This window comes from Amycolatopsis circi (assembly GCF_003385235.1).
Classification (GTDB): Bacteria; Actinomycetota; Actinomycetes; order Mycobacteriales; family Pseudonocardiaceae; genus Amycolatopsis; species Amycolatopsis circi.
Window position 1 is genome coordinate 29,399 of record NZ_PQIA01000076.1, and the last position, 16,406, is coordinate 45,804.

14 protein-coding genes are annotated in these 16,406 nt (G+C 67.0%); 5 read left to right on the top strand and 9 right to left on the bottom strand.

Annotated features, from left to right (window positions below; all coding sequences use genetic code 11):
* The first annotated feature begins 93 nt into the window (after nt 1-93).
* Together D0D37_RS28140 and D0D37_RS28145 are read left to right on the top strand one after the other, a co-directional pair.
* Nucleotides 94-1,614 (top strand): alpha/beta hydrolase, encoded by a 1,521-nt coding sequence (locus D0D37_RS28140; protein WP_425266975.1) that lies wholly within the window; start codon nt 94-96, stop codon nt 1,612-1,614.
* 69 nt (nt 1,615-1,683) lie between these two features.
* Complete coding sequence (locus D0D37_RS28145; RefSeq protein WP_116203604.1) at nt 1,684-3,207, top strand: alpha/beta hydrolase; 1,524 nt, start codon at nt 1,684-1,686, stop codon at nt 3,205-3,207.
* A 48-nt stretch (nt 3,208-3,255) separates the two neighbouring features.
* Here D0D37_RS28145 and D0D37_RS28150 read toward each other — a convergent pair whose 3' ends face one another.
* The 7 genes from D0D37_RS28150 to D0D37_RS28180 all read right to left on the bottom strand — a co-directional run bounded on the left by D0D37_RS28150 (nt 3,256) and on the right by D0D37_RS28180 (nt 11,888).
* A complete protein-coding gene (locus tag D0D37_RS28150; RefSeq protein WP_116203605.1) occupies nt 3,256-4,971 on the bottom strand; it encodes a S8 family serine peptidase in 1,716 nt (571 codons plus the stop codon).
* A gap of 128 nt (nt 4,972-5,099) precedes the next feature.
* The gene (locus tag D0D37_RS28155) at nt 5,100-6,098 is read right to left on the bottom strand and encodes an ABC transporter ATP-binding protein (RefSeq protein ID WP_116203606.1); all 999 of its coding nucleotides are present in this window, start codon (nt 6,096-6,098) and stop codon (nt 5,100-5,102) included.
* Complete coding sequence (locus D0D37_RS28160) at nt 6,091-7,116, bottom strand: ABC transporter ATP-binding protein (protein WP_116203607.1); 1,026 nt, start codon at nt 7,114-7,116, stop codon at nt 6,091-6,093. Before D0D37_RS28160 ends, D0D37_RS28155 begins: the two co-directional genes overlap by 8 nt.
* Nucleotides 7,117-7,121: 5 nt before the next feature.
* The gene (locus D0D37_RS28165; protein ID WP_116203608.1) at nt 7,122-8,078 is read right to left on the bottom strand and encodes an ABC transporter permease; all 957 of its coding nucleotides are present in this window, start codon (nt 8,076-8,078) and stop codon (nt 7,122-7,124) included.
* A complete protein-coding gene (locus tag D0D37_RS28170; RefSeq protein WP_116203609.1) occupies nt 8,071-8,997 on the bottom strand; it encodes an ABC transporter permease in 927 nt (308 codons plus the stop codon). The genes D0D37_RS28165 and D0D37_RS28170 overlap by 8 nt, the downstream gene beginning before the upstream one ends.
* A gap of 103 nt (nt 8,998-9,100) precedes the next feature.
* Complete coding sequence (locus D0D37_RS28175) at nt 9,101-10,729, bottom strand: peptide ABC transporter substrate-binding protein (RefSeq protein ID WP_116203610.1); 1,629 nt, start codon at nt 10,727-10,729, stop codon at nt 9,101-9,103.
* 205 nt (nt 10,730-10,934) lie between these two features.
* The gene (locus D0D37_RS28180) at nt 10,935-11,888 is read right to left on the bottom strand and encodes a Ppx/GppA phosphatase family protein (protein WP_116203611.1); all 954 of its coding nucleotides are present in this window, start codon (nt 11,886-11,888) and stop codon (nt 10,935-10,937) included.
* Between the two features lie 180 nt (nt 11,889-12,068).
* Here D0D37_RS28180 and D0D37_RS28185 point away from each other — a divergent pair, with 180 nt between their 5' ends.
* Both D0D37_RS28185 and D0D37_RS28190 read left to right on the top strand, forming a co-directional pair.
* Nucleotides 12,069-12,809: an SDR family oxidoreductase gene (locus tag D0D37_RS28185; protein WP_116203612.1), complete on the top strand. Its 741-nt coding sequence runs from the start codon at nt 12,069-12,071 to the stop codon at nt 12,807-12,809.
* A complete protein-coding gene (locus tag D0D37_RS28190) occupies nt 12,806-13,540 on the top strand; it encodes an SDR family oxidoreductase (protein WP_116203613.1) in 735 nt (244 codons plus the stop codon). Before D0D37_RS28185 ends, D0D37_RS28190 begins: the two co-directional genes overlap by 4 nt.
* Before the next feature lie 4 nt (nt 13,541-13,544).
* Here the strand turns inward: D0D37_RS28190 and D0D37_RS28195 are convergent, their stop codons facing one another.
* On the bottom strand, nt 13,545-14,438 hold the full coding sequence (locus tag D0D37_RS28195; RefSeq protein WP_116203614.1) for a LysR family transcriptional regulator: 894 nt from the start codon (nt 14,436-14,438) through the stop codon (nt 13,545-13,547).
* Between the two features lie 70 nt (nt 14,439-14,508).
* Nucleotides 14,509-15,480 (bottom strand): lytic transglycosylase domain-containing protein, encoded by a 972-nt coding sequence (locus D0D37_RS28200; protein ID WP_425266976.1) that lies wholly within the window; start codon nt 15,478-15,480, stop codon nt 14,509-14,511.
* A 429-nt stretch (nt 15,481-15,909) separates the two neighbouring features.
* Between D0D37_RS28200 and D0D37_RS28205 the strand changes: the two genes are divergently transcribed.
* On the top strand, nt 15,910-16,406 hold a 497-nt coding region (locus D0D37_RS28205; RefSeq protein ID WP_162834510.1), incomplete at its 3' end, for a hypothetical protein.

Sequence of the window (16,406 nt, forward strand, 5' to 3'; positions counted from 1 at the left end):
CGCGCGGGAATGCCGATCCTCGGCGATCACCTTCGCGCCCTCTTCCCTCCGAGTTCCCCGAGTTCGATCGATCTCGACAAAGGAAGGAAAACAGTGCGAAAACAATTGCTCGTCGTACTCGCCGCCGCCGCGTTGACGGCGACCGCGGTTCCGGCGTCTGCCGCCTCCGCTAAACCCGCGGTGAACTGGGGCGCGTGCCCGGCCGACGTCGCCGCGCCACCGCAACTGCAGTGCGCCTCGCTCGAAGTGCCGCTGGACTACCGGAATCCGGACGGCAAGAAGATCATCGTCGAAATCTCCCGGCTGCCCAGCACAGATCCGGCGAAACGGCGCGGGGTCCTGCTGTTCAACCCGGGCGGCCCCGGCGGACCCGGCCTGGCCTTCCCGCTGACCTGGGCGAATCTCGGTGCTCCGGCAAGCCTGCTCGCGGAGTACGACCTGATCGGCTTCGACCCGCGCGGGGTCGGCCACAGCACTCCGGTGAGCTGCGACCTGAGTCCCGAGCAGCTTTTGCTCGCGCCGAAGTACGCGCACAACCGCGAGGAAGTCGTTCAGGCCTCGGCGGCCGCGAAGCAGATCGCGCAGAAATGCGCCAATTCGGCCTCCGCGCCGATCCTGCCGTACATCACCACCGCGAACACCGCGCGAGACATGGACCAGATCCGTGCCGCGCTGGGCGAGTCGAAAATCTCGTACTTCGGCTTGTCCTATGGCACCTATCTCGGCGGGGTGTACGCGTCCCTGTTCCCGGACCAGACCGACCGAGTCGTGCTCGACAGCGTCGTCGGACCGACCGGTGTCGACGTCACCACGGCCCGGCGTTTGGCCGAGGGAATGCACGACCGCTTCCCCGACTTCGCGAAATGGGCCGCTGTCCGCAATTCGATCTACGGTCTCGGCGCCACTCCCGCAGAAGTCACCGCGACCTTCTTCAAACTCGCCGACCGGCTTGACCAGCACCCGATAGCGGGCCTCGACGGCTCGCTCTTCCGGCTGGGAACGCACAGCCTGACTTACCAGACGTTGACCTTCCCCAAGCTGGCGCAGACGTGGCAAGCCCTCCTCGACAACCAGGCACCCGGCCCGTTGCAACCGCCCGCCACGGGTTCGGAGCAGAGCCAGCGCGGCACCATGATCTCGATACTGTGCGGGGACAACGCCTGGCCGCGGTCAATTTCGACCTATCAGCGAAACGTCGCGCACGACCGGGCCGAGTTCCCGATGCTCGGCGGCGCGGAGGCGAACGTCTGGCCCTGTGCGCACTGGGCCGCGCAGCCGCTCGAACCCCCGGTGCAGTTCAGCGATCAGGGACCGTCGAACCTGCTGCTGGTCCAGAACTTGCGTGATCCGGCGACCCCGCTGTCCGGCGCCCTCGAGACCCGCGAGGCGTTCGGCAGCCGGGCGCGAATGGTCACTGTGGACCAGGGTGGACACGGCGTCGGCCTCCCGTATCTGAACAGCTGTGGCTTCGCGGCCGTCACCGATTACCTCGTGCACGGCACGCGACCCGAAGCCGACAAATTCTGTGGCGCCGAAGCGAATGCCACGCGATCGCTTACCCCGCAACAACAACAGGCAGCCGACAAGATCGCGGATCAGCTGCGACAGTACTGACTCGACGATGATCGACGGTGGGGCGGGCTTCTCGCCCCGCCGTCGTTTGTCCGCGCGGAAAGGAAAACTGTGCGAAAACAATTGCTCGCCGTACTCGCCGCCGCGGCATTGACGGCGACCGCGGTTCCGGCCTCCGCCGCATTTGCTAGACCCGCGGCGAATTGGGGCAAGTGTCCGGCAGACGTCGCGTCTCCGGCACTGCAATGCGCATCCGTCGAAGTACCGCTCGACTACCGAAAGCCGGACGGCAAGAAGATCAACGTCGAAATTTCCCGGCTGCCCAGCAGCGACCCAGCGAAACGACGCGGAGTTCTGCTGTTCAACCCGGGCGGCCCCGGCGGTACCGGTCTCACGTACCCGCTGGAAATGGCTCAACTCGGCCTGCCGACGAGCCTGCTCGCCGAGTACGACCTGATCGGCTTCGACCCGCGAGGAGTCGTCCACAGCAGCCCGCTGACCTGCGACCTGAAACCGGCACAACTCCTCACCATCGTGCCCAGCTACGCGCACAACCCCGCCGAAGTCACCGCGGCCGCGGTATCCGCCAAACAGATTTCACAGCAATGCGCCTCGTCGACGTCCGCGTCGATCCTGCCGTACATCACTACCGCGAACACCGCGCGCGACCTGGACCAGATCCGGTCAGCACTCGGCGAGTCCAAGATCTCCTATTACGGCTTGTCCTACGGCACCTACCTCGGCGGGGTGTACGCCTCGCTGTTCCCGGACCGGACCGACCGCGTAGTACTCGACAGTGTTCTCGGGCCGGACGGGTACGACATCACCGCATCACGTCGGTTCGCCGAAGGAATGCAAGACCGCTTCCCTGATTTTGCAAAGTGGGCCGCCGTGCGCGATTCGAGTTACGGCCTCGGTGCCACCCCCGCCGAAGTCACCGCGACTTTCTTCCAGCTCGCGGACAAACTCGACCAGCATCCCACCGGCGGATACGACGGTTCGCTCTTCCGGTCGGCAACGCACAGCCTGATCTACCAGACCTCAGCATTCCCCCTGCTGGCACAGCTCTGGCAGGCCTTCCGCACGGGCCAGGCACCCCCGGACGATTCGCTGCCGAGCACCACCGGTCCGATCCAGAGCCAGGTGAGCACGATGCTCTCGGTGGTGTGCGGCGACCACGCGTGGCCCCGGCAGATTTCGACGTATCAGCGAAACGTCGCGCACGACCGAGCCGAGTACCCGATGCTCGGCGGCGCGACGGCGAACGTTTGGCCCTGCGCGGCCTGGTCGTACCAGCCGGTCGAACCAGCAGTGCAATTCAGCGACCGAGGGCCATCGAATCTGCTGTTGGTGCAGAACCTGCGCGATCCTGCAACCCCGCTGTCCGGCGCGCTGGAAACCCGCGCGCGGTTCGGCGACCGGGCCCGAATGGTCACTGCGGACCAAGGCGGCCACGGCGTCGCTCTCCCGTCCCTGAACAGCTGCGGCTTCAACGCCGTCATCGACTACCTCGTGCACGGCACCCGTCCCGCGACGGACAAATTCTGCGGAGCCGAGGCGAATGCCGCACGACCGCTTACCCCGCAACAACAACAGGCAGCCGGCAAGATCATGAACCGGCTGCGGCAGTACTGAAACGACACTGAAGCGGTGGGGCGGACTTCCCGCCCCACCGCCGCCCGTTCAGCGCAGGAACGCCGAACCCCGCGTCACCGCGGAATAAGCGTCCACCGAACCATGTCCATAGAACCCGTTGAACGACGCGTCACCCGAGCAGGTAGCCGTGAACGAAGCATCTCGGCCCTCCTTCAGGTAATCGACCGTCCGCGGCACCGGGCACGCGATCGGCGCTGCCGTGCCTTCCAGCACCCGCTGCACCGCATCCGGATCCATCGAAACCGAATGCCCGGTCTTCTTGCCGTACTGGGAAATGATCAACGCCGCGACGCCGGTCGCGTGCGGAGCGGCCATCGAAGTCCCTTGCAGCCACTGGTAATAGCCGACCCGGCCGTCAGCCGCAGTCGCCTTCTGCACGCCAAGCGCGACCCCAGCCGGTGTCACATTGCCTGCTGCGTCAATGTTTCCAGCCGCCACACCCACGTTGCGCGGGTACGTGGACAGGATTTCGTTTTCGACCGTCCGATACCAAGGCGTGCCGTAGCCATCGCGGAAGTAACCGCCAGGCGCGGAAACAGAGATCTGCTCAGTGCCGTAGTTCGAGTAGTCCGCCTTCGCCTGTGTCGGACCGAACGAGCCGACACCGATGGTGTGCGGGCCTTCGACGGGCAGCGAGAAGCACGAAGCGTTGTCGATCTTGCGCGGATGCGGCCCGTTCGCCGGGTAGTCCGGGCTTGTGACGTCATCGTGCGGCGCGGCCAGTTCGTCGTGCTGGTTGCCGAGTGCGACCACCATTGTCACGCCCTTGCGGTGCGCGTAATTCAACGCCCGCGTGGTCGCTTCGATTATCGTGCGCTGTTCCGCTTGTTCCGCAGCAGAATCCGCCGGGTTCGAACGGCAGTTGTACAGCCACGGGTCGACGTAGAAGCTCATATTGACGACGTCGATGCCCGCGTCGCCGGAATACGTCAGCGCGTCGACAGTCGGCTGGAGGAAGAAGAATCCGGCGTCCTGTCCGGCACGGATGTTCACCAGCGTCACGTTCGGTGCCACGCCGGACACGCCGAATCCGTTGGCAGCAGCGGCAATCGTGCCCGCGACGTGCGTTCCGTGACCGTTGTCGTCGTGGTCCACCGGGTCGACGCAGCCGCGAAACTCGCACGGCCCGTCGACCACGGTGCCGTTGACGTCCGCGACGATGTCCTTGGTGAAGTTGCGCGAATCGGCCTTGTCGAAGTTCGGGGCGATGTCCGGATGACTGCCGTCAACGCCGGTGTCGATGATGCCGACCTTCACCCGCTTGTCGCCCGCCTGCTTGGTGCGCGCGAGGTCGGAGCGGGTCGATTTGAGGCCCCAGAGCTGGTCGTCCAGCGGATCGGTGCCGACCGCCTTGTTCGCCGCGGCCTTGCGCGACACACTGCCGCGGCCTTCCTTCTCGACCGCGTCCGGCTTCTCCTTCTTGCCCGCCTTCGGCGCGCTGCCAATCGCTTTCGCCTTAGCCGCACCGAACACCGCGCGGTTGGCCGAAACCCGCTCGGTGAAGCCAGTAGCGGGCGCAGTGGCGGTGATGAGCCCGACGGCGGTATTGGTCGCGACGACCGTACCGCCGGCGTCGCGCACGGCCTGCTGCGCGGCGGCGACGCTCTGGCCATCCCGCGCCAGAACGCTGAATTCCGTTACCGGCCCGGCCGGTTGTGCCGACGCCGCCGGAAGGGCGACGACGGACACCGCACCGAACAACGGCACCGCGAGTACCGCAGCGAGCAACCTTGGTCTTTTCACGAGTCCTCCTCAGGAAAACCGACAATGCAACGTACATAGCGGACACTGCGTACGGCAATCGGCAAACCGGAGGAATCGCTCGTGAGTGCCTGAGCCGGTTAGAACCGGCCTAGGCACTCACGAGGCTGTTACGGAACCACCGACTTCACCTCGGCGAAGTGACAAGCCGACAGATGCCCGTCCGTCCGAGGTTCCAGCTTCGGCACCTCGGTCGCGCAAATGTCCGCGGCTTTCCAGCACCTCGTACGGAAACGGCAGCCGGACGGCGGATCGATCGGGCTCGGCACGTCGCCTTCCAGCCGGATCACCTGCCGCTGCCCGCGCACCGCCGGGTCCGCCACCGGCACTGCGGACAGCAGCGCCTGCGTGTAGGGATGAGACGGTCGCTCGTAAATCTCGTCCTCGGTACCGATTTCGACAATTTTGCCCAGGTACATCACCGCGACCCGGGTGGACAGGTGCCGCACCACCGACAGGTCGTGCGCGATGAACACATAGGACAGTCCGAACTCGCCCTGCAGTTCCCCGAGCAGGTTCATCACCTGCGCCTGGATCGAAACGTCCAAAGCGGACACCGGCTCGTCGCAGATGATCACCTTGGGCCGCAACGCCAGCGCCCGCGCGATGCCGATGCGCTGGCGCTGTCCGCCGGAGAACTGGTGCGGATACCGGTTGACGTGCTCGGGATTGAGCCCGACCACCTCCAGCAATTCCTGCACCTTCTTCGCCCGCGAACCCTTCGGCGCGACATCGGTGTGGATCTCGAAGGGCTCGCCGACGATGTCGCCGACCGTCATCCGCGGATTCAGCGACGTGTACGGGTCCTGCAGCACGATCTGGATCTCGCGACGCATTCGTCGCAGTTCCGCGCCGCGCAGCTTGAACAGATCACGGCCCTCGAACGTCGCCGCCCCGCTGGTCGGCTCCTCCAGGCGCATCAGCACCTGGGCGAGCGTCGACTTGCCGCAGCCGGATTCGCCGACCACCCCAAGGGTTTCGCCGGGCTGCAGCTCGAAGGACACGCCGTCGACGGCCTTCACCTGCCCGATCGTCCGCTTGAACAGCACGCCGGTGCGCACCGGGAAATGCTTGACCAGTCCGCGCACGCTGAGAATCGGCTCACCCACGGCTCTCCACCACCTCCTCGGCGAAGTGACACGCACTGACCCGGCCGAACCCGAGCGCGTGCGAGGACGGCCGCTCGTCGCGGCACCGCCCCACGGCCCGCTTGCAGCGCGGATGGAACGGGCATCCGGCCGGGATGTCGAGCAGGCTCGGCGGCAGGCCCTTGATGGTCTCCAGGGTCTGTCCTTTGAGGTCCAGCCGGGGCAGCGAATCCATCAGCGCGGAGGTGTAGGGATGCCCCGGCGAGCTGAACAACTCCCGCACGTCGGCCTGTTCCACGATCCGCCCGGCGTACATCACCGCGATCCGGTCCGCGACCTCCGCGACCACGCCGAGGTCGTGCGTGATGAGCACGAGCCCCATCCGCCGTTCCCGCTGGATGTCCGCGAGCAGGTCCATGATCTGCGCCTGCACGGTCACGTCCAGCGCGGTCGTCGGCTCGTCCGCGATCAGCAGATCCGGGTCGAGCGCGAGGGACATCGCGATCATCGCGCGCTGCCGCATCCCGCCGGAGAACTGGTGCGGATAATCCTTGACCCGCCGTTCCGCCGCCGGAATCCGCACCAGGTCGAGCAGTTCGACCGCCCGCTTGCGCGCGTCCTTTTTGGACATTCCCAGCCGGACGCGCAGCTGCTCTTCGATCTGGAACCCGACGGTGAACACCGGGTTCAGCGCCGAAAGCGCGTCCTGGAAGATCATCGCGATCTCCGCGCCGCGCACTTGCCGCCGCCGGTCCTCTGACGCGGTGAGCAGATCCTCGCCGCGATAGCGGATCGACCCGCCGGTGATCACGCCCGGCGGAGTGTCGAGGATTCCCATGATGGTCTGCGCCGTGACGCTCTTGCCGGATCCGGATTCGCCGAGCACGGCAAGCGTTTCCCCGGCGTGCACCGAATACCCGACGCCGTTGAGCACGTTGGCCACGCCGTCGGAGGTGCGGAACTCCACGTGCAGGTCTTCGACCTCGAGCAGCAGCTCGTTCTCCGCCGTCGGACCAGGCGCACTGGACACTGTGGACATTGCGGCTACCTCGACTTCGGGTCGAGCGCGTCGCGGATTCCGTCGCCGAGCATCACGAACGCGAGCACGGTGACGGTGACGAACGCACCGGGGAACAGGAGCATGTGCGGGACCGCGCGGAAATAGTCGCGCGCGTCGCTGATCATGACGCCCCACGACACCACCGGCGGCCGCACCCCGATGCCGAGGTACGCCAGCGTCGCCTCGGCGCCGATGGCCGCACCGAGCGCGATGGTGGCGTACACCAGCACCGGCGCGATCGTGTTCGGCAGCAGGTGCCGGAACACGATCCGCGGCGTGCTCGCACCGAGCGCGCGGGCCGCCTTCACGTAGTCCAGCTGCTTGGCCACCAGCGTCGCAGACCGCATGATGCGCATCGCCACCGGCCACGTCAGCACCGCGATCGAGCACACCACCTGCACGATGATGGTGACCTGTCCGGGATTCGTGCCGGGCGCGTTGAACGTGGTGAGGATGACGATCGCGCCGAGCACGAACGGAAGCCCGGCGAAAATGTCGCCGAGCCGGGACAGCAGGCTGTCGACGATCCGGCCGTAGTAGCCCGCGACAATGCCGATCAACGATCCGAAAACGACGGTCAGCAGCGTCGCGAAAACACCGACCAGCAGCGAAGCCCTGGCCCCGTAGATGGTCCGCGCGTAGACGTCGTAGCCCTGGTTGTCGTAGCCGAACCAGGCGTCCGCGGACGGGCCTTCGTTGGCGTGCGTCAGATCGCTGTAACCGGCGGCGCGGTGCGAGAACAGCCCCGGCGCGATCGCGATCAGCACGATCAGCAGGATGATCAGCGCGGAGATCACGAACGTCGGCTTGCGGCGCAACTGCCGCCACGCGTCGCCCCACAGGCTGCGCGGTTTCTTCGGACCGACGTCGGCCGAGCTGTCCACATGCGACAGCTCTGCCGCGTCGACTCCTCCGCCGCCGACGAGATTCGGGTCAGTCATAACGGATCCTCGGGTCGAGAACGGCGTAGAGCAGGTCCACGATCAGGCTCATCAGCAGGTACACCAGCACCAGCAGCACGACGACGCCGACGACGGTCGCGCTTTCCCGGTTCTGGAGGCCGCGGAAGATCAGGCCGCCGAGACCGTTGATGTTGAACACGCCCTCGGTCACGATCGCACCGCCCATCAGCGAGCCGAGGTCGGTGCCGAGGAAGGTCAGCACCGGGATCACCGAGTTGCGCAGCAGGTGAATGCCGATGACGCGGCTGTTGGGCTGTCCCTTGGCGATGGCGGTGCGGATGTAGTCGGCGTGCCGGTTCTCCGCGATCGACGTTCTCGTCAGCCTTGCGACATAAGCCATCGAGAGGCTGCCGAGCGCGATGCCGGGCACGATCAGCTCGCCGAACCCCGGATTGTCCGAGACGCTGGCGTCGATGATGCCCAGGTTCACGCCGAGCACGATCTGCAGCACGATCGCGGTGACGAACACCGGAAGCGAGATCAGGAACGTGGTCGAGACCAGCACCAGGTTGTCGAGGAAACCCTTGCCGCGCAAGCCGGTCAGCACGCCGGCGGAGAGGCCGATGACCGCTTCGATGAGCACCGCGACGAGCGCGAGGCGCAGCGTGATCGGGTAGGAGGTGGAGATCAGTTCACCGACCGAGGAGCCGTTGAACGTCTCGCCCCAGTCGCCGCTGAACAGGCTCCCGAGGTATTTGAAGTACTGGACGATCAGGTTGTCGTTCAGGTGGAACTTTTCGGTCATCAGGTCGATATAGGCCTGCGGACAGGCTTGCTGGCCGCATTTGCCGGAGAACGGGTCCCCCGGCACGGCCCACACCAGTGCGTAGATCAGGAAAGTGGTGCCGAAGAACACCGGGATCAACTGGAGCAGACGACGCAGGACGTAACGAATCATGCGTGGTTCCTAGGAGTGCGCGCCGGGCTCGTGAGTGCCTGTGCCGGTTCTGACCGGCGTAGGCACTCACGAGCCGCGTGGTGGGAACGGACGAGTCAGCGCATCACTTCTTGAGGACCTCGACCGAGGAGTAGTCCGCGCGGCGGCGGAAGTCGAGGACCACGGTCTTGGTGTGCTTCGACTTGGCCGCGACGCCCTTCTCGTCCCACACCGGGATCGAGGGCAGGTCCTTCGCGATCAAGTCCTCGGCCTGCTGGTACAGCTTGACCGCGGCGTCCTTGTCCGCCGTCGAGTCGGCCTGCTTCAGCAGAGCGTCGACCTGCGGGTTGGAGTAGGTCGAGTCGTTCGACGAGGCCCCGGTCCGGTACAGCGGGTTGAGGAAGTCCTCAATGGACGGATAGTCCGCCGACCAGTCGGAACGGCCCATGCCGGTCAGCTTGTGGCCGGTCACGATGCTGCGCCACTGGCCGAAGTCGGTCGCCGGAACGAAATCGCATTCGACGCCGAGGGTGTTCTTGATGCTGTTGCACGCGGCCACCAGCGGCTCCTTGCGGCCGCCGTCGGCGTTCGAGGCGATGGTGAGCTTGCCCTTGAAACCGGACTTCGCGAAGAGTTCCTTCGCCTTCGCCGGGTCGAACTTGCAGTACTCGCCGCAGACGCCCGGCCGGTAGCCCGGAATGCCCTGCGACACATAGCCGTCCGCCGGAACGTAGGTGTCGTGCATGACCGTCTTGGTGATCTGGTCGCGGTCGATCGCCATCGAGATCGCCCGGCGCAGGTCGAGGTTGTTGTAGCCCTGGACGTAGTACGGCACCGCGATCGTGCTGATCCCCAGCAGGTGCCCGGTGACCAGGTTGTCCTTGAGGTCGGTCTTGTACTTGTCCGCGGTGAGCGCGGACGGCGGCAGCGTCTCGATGAAGTCGAGCTTGTTGCTCAGCAGGTCCTGGTAGGCGGTTTCCTGGCTGGCGTAGATCTTGACGTCCAGGTCCTTGAACTTGACCTTGTCCGGGCCCTGGTAGTCGTCGAAACGGGTCAGCTTGATGTCGACGTTCGGCGTGCGGCTGACGAACTTCATCGGGCCGTTGCCGATCGGGTGCTTCGCGAAGGCCGCGGGGTCCTTGAAGAAGGAGTCCGGCAGCGGATCGAAGGCGGTGTAGCCGATCTTGGTGGCGAAAACGGAGAACGGCGCTTCCAGCGTCACCTGGAACTCGTAGTCGCCCTTGACGACCAGGCCGGACATCGTGTCCTTGGTCGGCTTCGCCGTCTTGTCGGCGGGGTGGACGTCGGAGTAGCCCTGGATGTTCTCGAAGAACGTGCTGTTGATCTGGCCGTTCGCCGAGTTGGCCCCGTAGTTCCAGGCGTCGACGAAGTTCTTCGCCTTGACCTCGGTGCCGTCGTGGAACTTCCAGCCGTGCTTGATCTTGATGTCGTAGACCTTGGAATCGGTCGTGGTGATCGAGTCCGCCATCAAGTTCGACGGCTCGCCGTTCTCCCCCTTGTACACGACGAGTCCGGCGAACATCGGGTCGACGGCCTTGGAACCGCCGAGTTCGTTGGTATTCGTGGGGATCAGCGTGTTCTGCGGCTCCGTGCCGTAGACCGTGAAGGTCCCGTTCGGATCCGCCTCTCCTGACGACCCGCTGCTGGATCCGCCGCCCCCACAGGCGGTCAGGAGCAGTGACAAGGTTGTCACGACAGCGGCCGCGCTCCAGAGTTTGGATGAACCCCGCATGTCCCCTCCGTTTCTAGCGTCCGAATAGCGAGATGGAGGCTAGCGTGATCGGCCCTTCGTCACCGGATCACCGGGTTGCACATGAATAACAACGCCGACCGTCACCCAGTCAGCCCACAACGAAGTGAGGTAGATGACTTTCGGTCATTTTGCTACGGCTCCCGACGCGGGGTTCGCGCGTGGTCACCGGGGCGCTGCGGAGCGTTCAGGCGAGCGCCAAAGCGATGCCGTCCAGGATGTCGTGCTCGCTGACGACCAACTGGTCCGGACCACCGCGCGCGGCGAGTTCCTCGGCGAGCACCTGGACGACGACCGCGCCGCCGCCGATCACGTCGACCCGGCCGGGGTGGATGACCGGGTTCGCGGCGCGGGTCTCGCGGTCGGCCGCGAGGAGGTTCTGCGCGACCCGGTCGATCTCGCCGTGCGACAGCTTCGACAGGTGGATGCGCTCGGAGTCGTACTCGGGCAGCGCCAGCGAAACCGCTGACAACGTGGTCACGGTGCCGGCGACGCCGATCCAGGTGCGGGCCTTCGCGACGTCCACGACGTCGAACGCCTCGGCGAGGATGCCGCGGGCGAGTTCACGGGCGGCGGCGACCTCGTCGGCGGTCGGCGGGTCGCCCTTCAGCGCGCGCTCGGTGATCCGGACGCAGCCGATGTCGACGGATTTCGCGGCGGTCACCTCGGCCTCGCGGCCGTTCCAGGTGCCGAGGACGAGTTCGGTGGAGCCGCCGCCCACGTCGACGACCACGAACGGCCCGTCTTCGGGGTCCTGCTCGCCGACCGCGCCGGTGAAGGACAGCCGGGCTTCCTCGTCGCCGCTGATCACCTCGGCCTCGACGCCGAGCGTCTCGCGCGTCATCGCGAAGAACTCGTCGCGGTTGCTCGCGTCGCGGGTCGCCGAGGTGGCGACCATGCGCACCTTCTCGACGCCCTTGCGCCGCGCGGCGACGGTGTAGTCCGCGAGCGCGGCGCGGGTGCGTTCGAGCGCTTCCGGCGCGAGCCTGCCGGTGGCGTCGACGCCCTGGCCGAGCCGCACGATGCGCATCTCGCGGTGCAGGTCGCGCAGGTCGACCGTGCCGTCGTGGCGCGGCGTCAACTCGGCGACGAGCAGACGGATGGAGTTGGTCCCACAGTCGATCGCAGCTACCCGAGGCATGGCTCCGACTTTACTTGGTCTCCGGCGCTTCGCAGGCAACGCGGCCATAGGCGGGTCCTATGCCCCTTCGTCGACATTTGGTCTTTGCCTTTCCCTCTTTTCCGAACGTACGGTTGACGTGTTCGCCGCCTTTCCTTGCGCGGCGGTTTTTCTCCTTCTTTTATCGAGAGGTTTATTGGCATGCCCGATTACGGGATAGCGGGAAAGCGCGCGGTCGTCACCGGCGGTTCCCGCGGAATCGGCGCGGCAATCGTGGCGCAATTGCTGGCCGCCGGCGCGACGGTGCTCACCACGGCCCGTTCGACCGGCCCGGTGCCGGAAGGCGCGTCCTTCGTCGAGGCCGACGTCCGCACGCAGGAGGGCGCCCAGACGATCGCCTCCGCCGCGCAAGAGGCCCTCGGCGGCGTCGACCTGCTGGTCCACAACGCGGGCGGCGCGCGTCCGCACCCCAGCGCCCTGGCGATCCCCGACGACGAATGGCAGGACGCGCTGTCGGTCAACCTCCTGGCCGCGGTCCGCCTGGACGCGCTGCTGGCTCCCGGCATGCGAGACCGCCGATCAGGCTCGATCGTGCACATCTCCACCGCCGCGATCCGCCCGCCGTTCCCGCCCTTCCTGCACTACGTCGCCGCGAAGACGGCGCTGGAGGCGTACAGCCGAGGCCTGGCCGTCGAACTGGCTCCGTCCGGGGTCCGGGTGAACTCCGTGTCCCCCGGCCGGACCGCCACCCCCGGCGGCGTGGCGACGCGGGAGCAGTGGGCGAGCCTGTCGTCCGGCAGTCTCGATCTCCCCGGGGTCCCGCTGGGCCGAGACGGCGACCCCGACGACATCGCCAACGCCGTGCTCTTCCTGTTGTCCGACCAAGCGAACTGGCTGACCGGAAGCGGTCTGTCCGTCGACGGAGGCGAATACCCGCGATGAATGCTTATCAGGGCAAAACTGCCGTAATCACCGGCGGCAGCACCGGAATGGGTTTCGCCACCGCGAAATTGTTCGCCGACGGCGGCGCCCGCGTAATCATCACCGGCCGTTCGCAGGCTCGCCTCGACGCGGCCTTGGCCCAACTCGGTGCCGGTGCGACAGCCGTCCGCGGCGATGTGGCGTCGCTCTCCGACCTGGACGCGCTGGCAGCCCAGGTACCCGGCCCGGTCGACGCCCTGTTCGTCAACGCCGGGATCGCCCGGACGGCACCGTTCGAATCGGTGACCGAGGAGCAGTTCGACGAGCAGTTCGCGGTCAACGTCAAGGGCGCGTACTTCACCGTGCAGAAGCTCGCGCCGCTGCTGCGCTCCGGCGCGGGCGTCGTCCTGACCACCTCGACCGCGAACGTCATGGGCCTTGCCGAAACCAGCGTCTACTCCGCAGGCAAGGCCGCACTGCGATCGATGGCCCGCACTCTCGCTGTCGAACTGCTCCCGCGTGGCATCCGGGTCAACGCGATCAGCCCCGGCCCGATCGACACCGAGATCCTGGAAGCCGGAATGTCGGACGAGGAAGCCGCGCAGTTCAAGGCCGCCCGGGCCGCGGCGAACCCCATGAAACGGCTGGGCACCCCTTTTGAAATCGCCCGTGCCGTCGCCTTCCTGGCCTTCGACGCCACCTTCACCACCGGCATCGAACTGGTCGTAGACGGAGGCGACACGCAACTCTGACGCTTCAGGCAGCCGGAGCCGCGGACTGGTACCAAGACTCCTGCCGCAGAAACTCGAGCAACGCCATCTCCGCGGGTCCAGCTCCGGGCCGCACCGCCGCGACTACGGGCTGGGCCACGACCGGGAACACCGGCCGTACGAGATGCTCATGCCCTTCCGGCACCGCCGACGCCGGAACGAGCGTCACGCCCAGCCCGTGCGCGGCCCACCGCACGGCCGTCGAGGTCTGCGACACCCGCGCGACCGCGGTCGGCTCGATCCCGTTGTCGCGCAACACTTCTGTCAAGTGAGCATCGAGCGCACTGTCCGGATCGAACCTGATCCACTGCTCTTCTTCCAGCTCCCGCAACGCAATCCGGTCCTTCTTGAACAACCGGTGTCCGGTGCCGAGAACGACCACGAACTCCTCGTCGCCCAGGTGATGCCCCTCGTACAGCCCCTCATCGCACGCCGACCCCAGCAACGCAAGATCCAGCACCCCGCGCCGGGCCAGCTGCTCCAGCTCAGCCGGGTTCGGCTCCTCGAAAACGGTCACCGCCAGCCGCGGAAACCGCCTTCGCAACGCAGCCAACGCGCCCGGCAACTGCCGAGTCCCCAACCCCATCTGCGCCGCGACGAGCAACTCGCCGACCAGCTCGTCCGCGCCCGCCCTCGCGGTCGCCTGCGCCCGCCGCGCCGCCCTCACCGCTACCTCGGCGTCCTTGAGAAACGCGCGCCCGACGACGGTCGGCACCAGCCCGGTGGGCGTGCGGGAGAAGAGCTGCACGCCGAGTTCGCGCTCAAGCCCCCGAATCTGCTGAGACACCGACGGCTGAGCGACGTGCAGCAGCTCGGCCGCAGCGGTCACCGACCCCGCCTCGGCGACCGCCAAGGCGTACTCGAACTGACGAAGACTCATCGGCTCCCCCGCGGGCTTGTAATGATGTAAGCAAGGCTACCGGAGAAGATCGAGCCGCTATTTTTCCTGGTCAGCCTTCAGCCGCCGCGCCGCTCGACGGGTTGTTGCTCGACGAGTCGCAGGTGGGAGTCGTCGTCGTAGCCGATGCCGACGTCGACGCGGACGTGCTGCTGGCACCACACGTCGGAGTGCTGCTCCCGGTCGTCGGCCCACTAGTCGGACCCCCAGAAGGAGTCACGGACGGACTACCCGGCGGCAGCCCAGTAGGCGTCACCGACGGACCGCCCGTAGAAACCGGCGGCAACGACGACCCCGGCGTCCCAGGCGGTCTCGGTCCATTCCCCGGATTAGCCGTCGGCACGGCACTGGACGTCGTCGCCCCAGGTGCCCCGACCGGAACCGGACTGTCCGGCACCTGCGCGACGCCCTTCCGATAGGCCTCCGCCCAGAGAATGACCGTGGTGACGTAGGCGTCGGAGTTGTTGTAGCGATAGATCGCAGTCCGCAACTGGTCCGGATTGGCCAGGTCGAGCCCGCCGGAGCAGAGATAGCGAGCCGCCGCGAGCGAGGCGTCGAAGAGATTGCTGGGGTCGGCCTTGCCGTCGCCGTTGCCGTCCGCCGCGTAGGTCCGCCAGGTCGCCGGAATGAACTGGAACGGCCCGACCGCGCGATCCCAGACCGGGTCGTGGTCGAGAACGCCGTGATCAGTGTCGGGAATCGCCGCGTACGGACCGGTCCCGTTGAGCTGAGGCCCGAGGATCGGCTGAAGTGTCGTCCCCGCGGCGTCGACGTACCCGCCCCGCGCGTGATTCGACTCGATCCGCCCGATGCTCGCGATGAGCGCCCAGTCGATATGACACCCCGGCTGCTCTTTCCCCAACACGTCAGCCGCATGCCGATACGCGACAAGCGCAGTAGCCGGAATCCCGAGCGGCCCCTCCGGAAGGTCATACGCAGGCAAGGGAATCGGAGCAGGCGCGTCAGGCAACCGCCCGTCGACAGCGACCCCGCGAATCCCCGGGTCGTATCCCTGATCAGGCATAACGTCCGCTGTATGCACCACCGGCATCCGCCCAACCCACCCGACGACCACTCCCGCGCCGACGGTCGCCGGAAGCACCCCGAGAATCCCCGCGAGCACCGCGACAACCGTCCGATGCCGCGACGCCACCCGTCGAGCCCGATAACGCCCCCGCCGAACCCGCACCCGCGCGCGACTCGCCCATCGAGCCTTATCCGGCTGAGGCCCAACAAGCCTCCGGGTCCGCTTGGTTCCGCCCGCTTTGGCAGCCGCCTCCGCCGAACCGGGGGCGGTCGCGGATTCGTCGCCCGCTAGTCCAGCGCCAGCCGCCTTGTCCGCACCGGCGTCAACCTCTTCGCCCGCTACTTCACCACCGCTGCCGTCGCCACTTGCGATGTCGCTGTTGCTCGCCCCGCCCAACTCGCGATTGTCGAGAGCACCGCCCGCGGCTTGACCGACAGCGCCGGTCTCCTCGGCGGCTCTGTCCTCGGCCTCACCACTAGCCAATCCGCTGCCAGAGACCAACACCTCACCGACAGCACCGACTGCCGCGCCACTGGCAGTTTCATCCCCGGCACCGCTTCGGCCTACCGCCTCACCGTCGCCACTGACTCCATCGACCGTCGCGCCACTGGCGGTTTCGCCATCGGCTCCGCCCTCACCGGTAACCGCGCCACCGGCAGCACCACCGTCGCCGACCACCTCACCGGCCGTCGCGTCGCTGGCATCGCCACCGTCGTCGATCGCCTCGTCACCAGCGCTGGCCTCGCGAGCCTCCCCGCCGTCAGTCCCGCCATCGGCCGCATCAGCAGTTCCACCCGCGCCGCCCACGTTGGCTGCGCCGCCACCCGAACAACCGGCTATTTCCTCGCCAACAGGCTCCACACCATCCAGCCCGCCACCGGTGACCGGCTCACCCGCACCGTCCGCCACCGGCTCACTCTGAC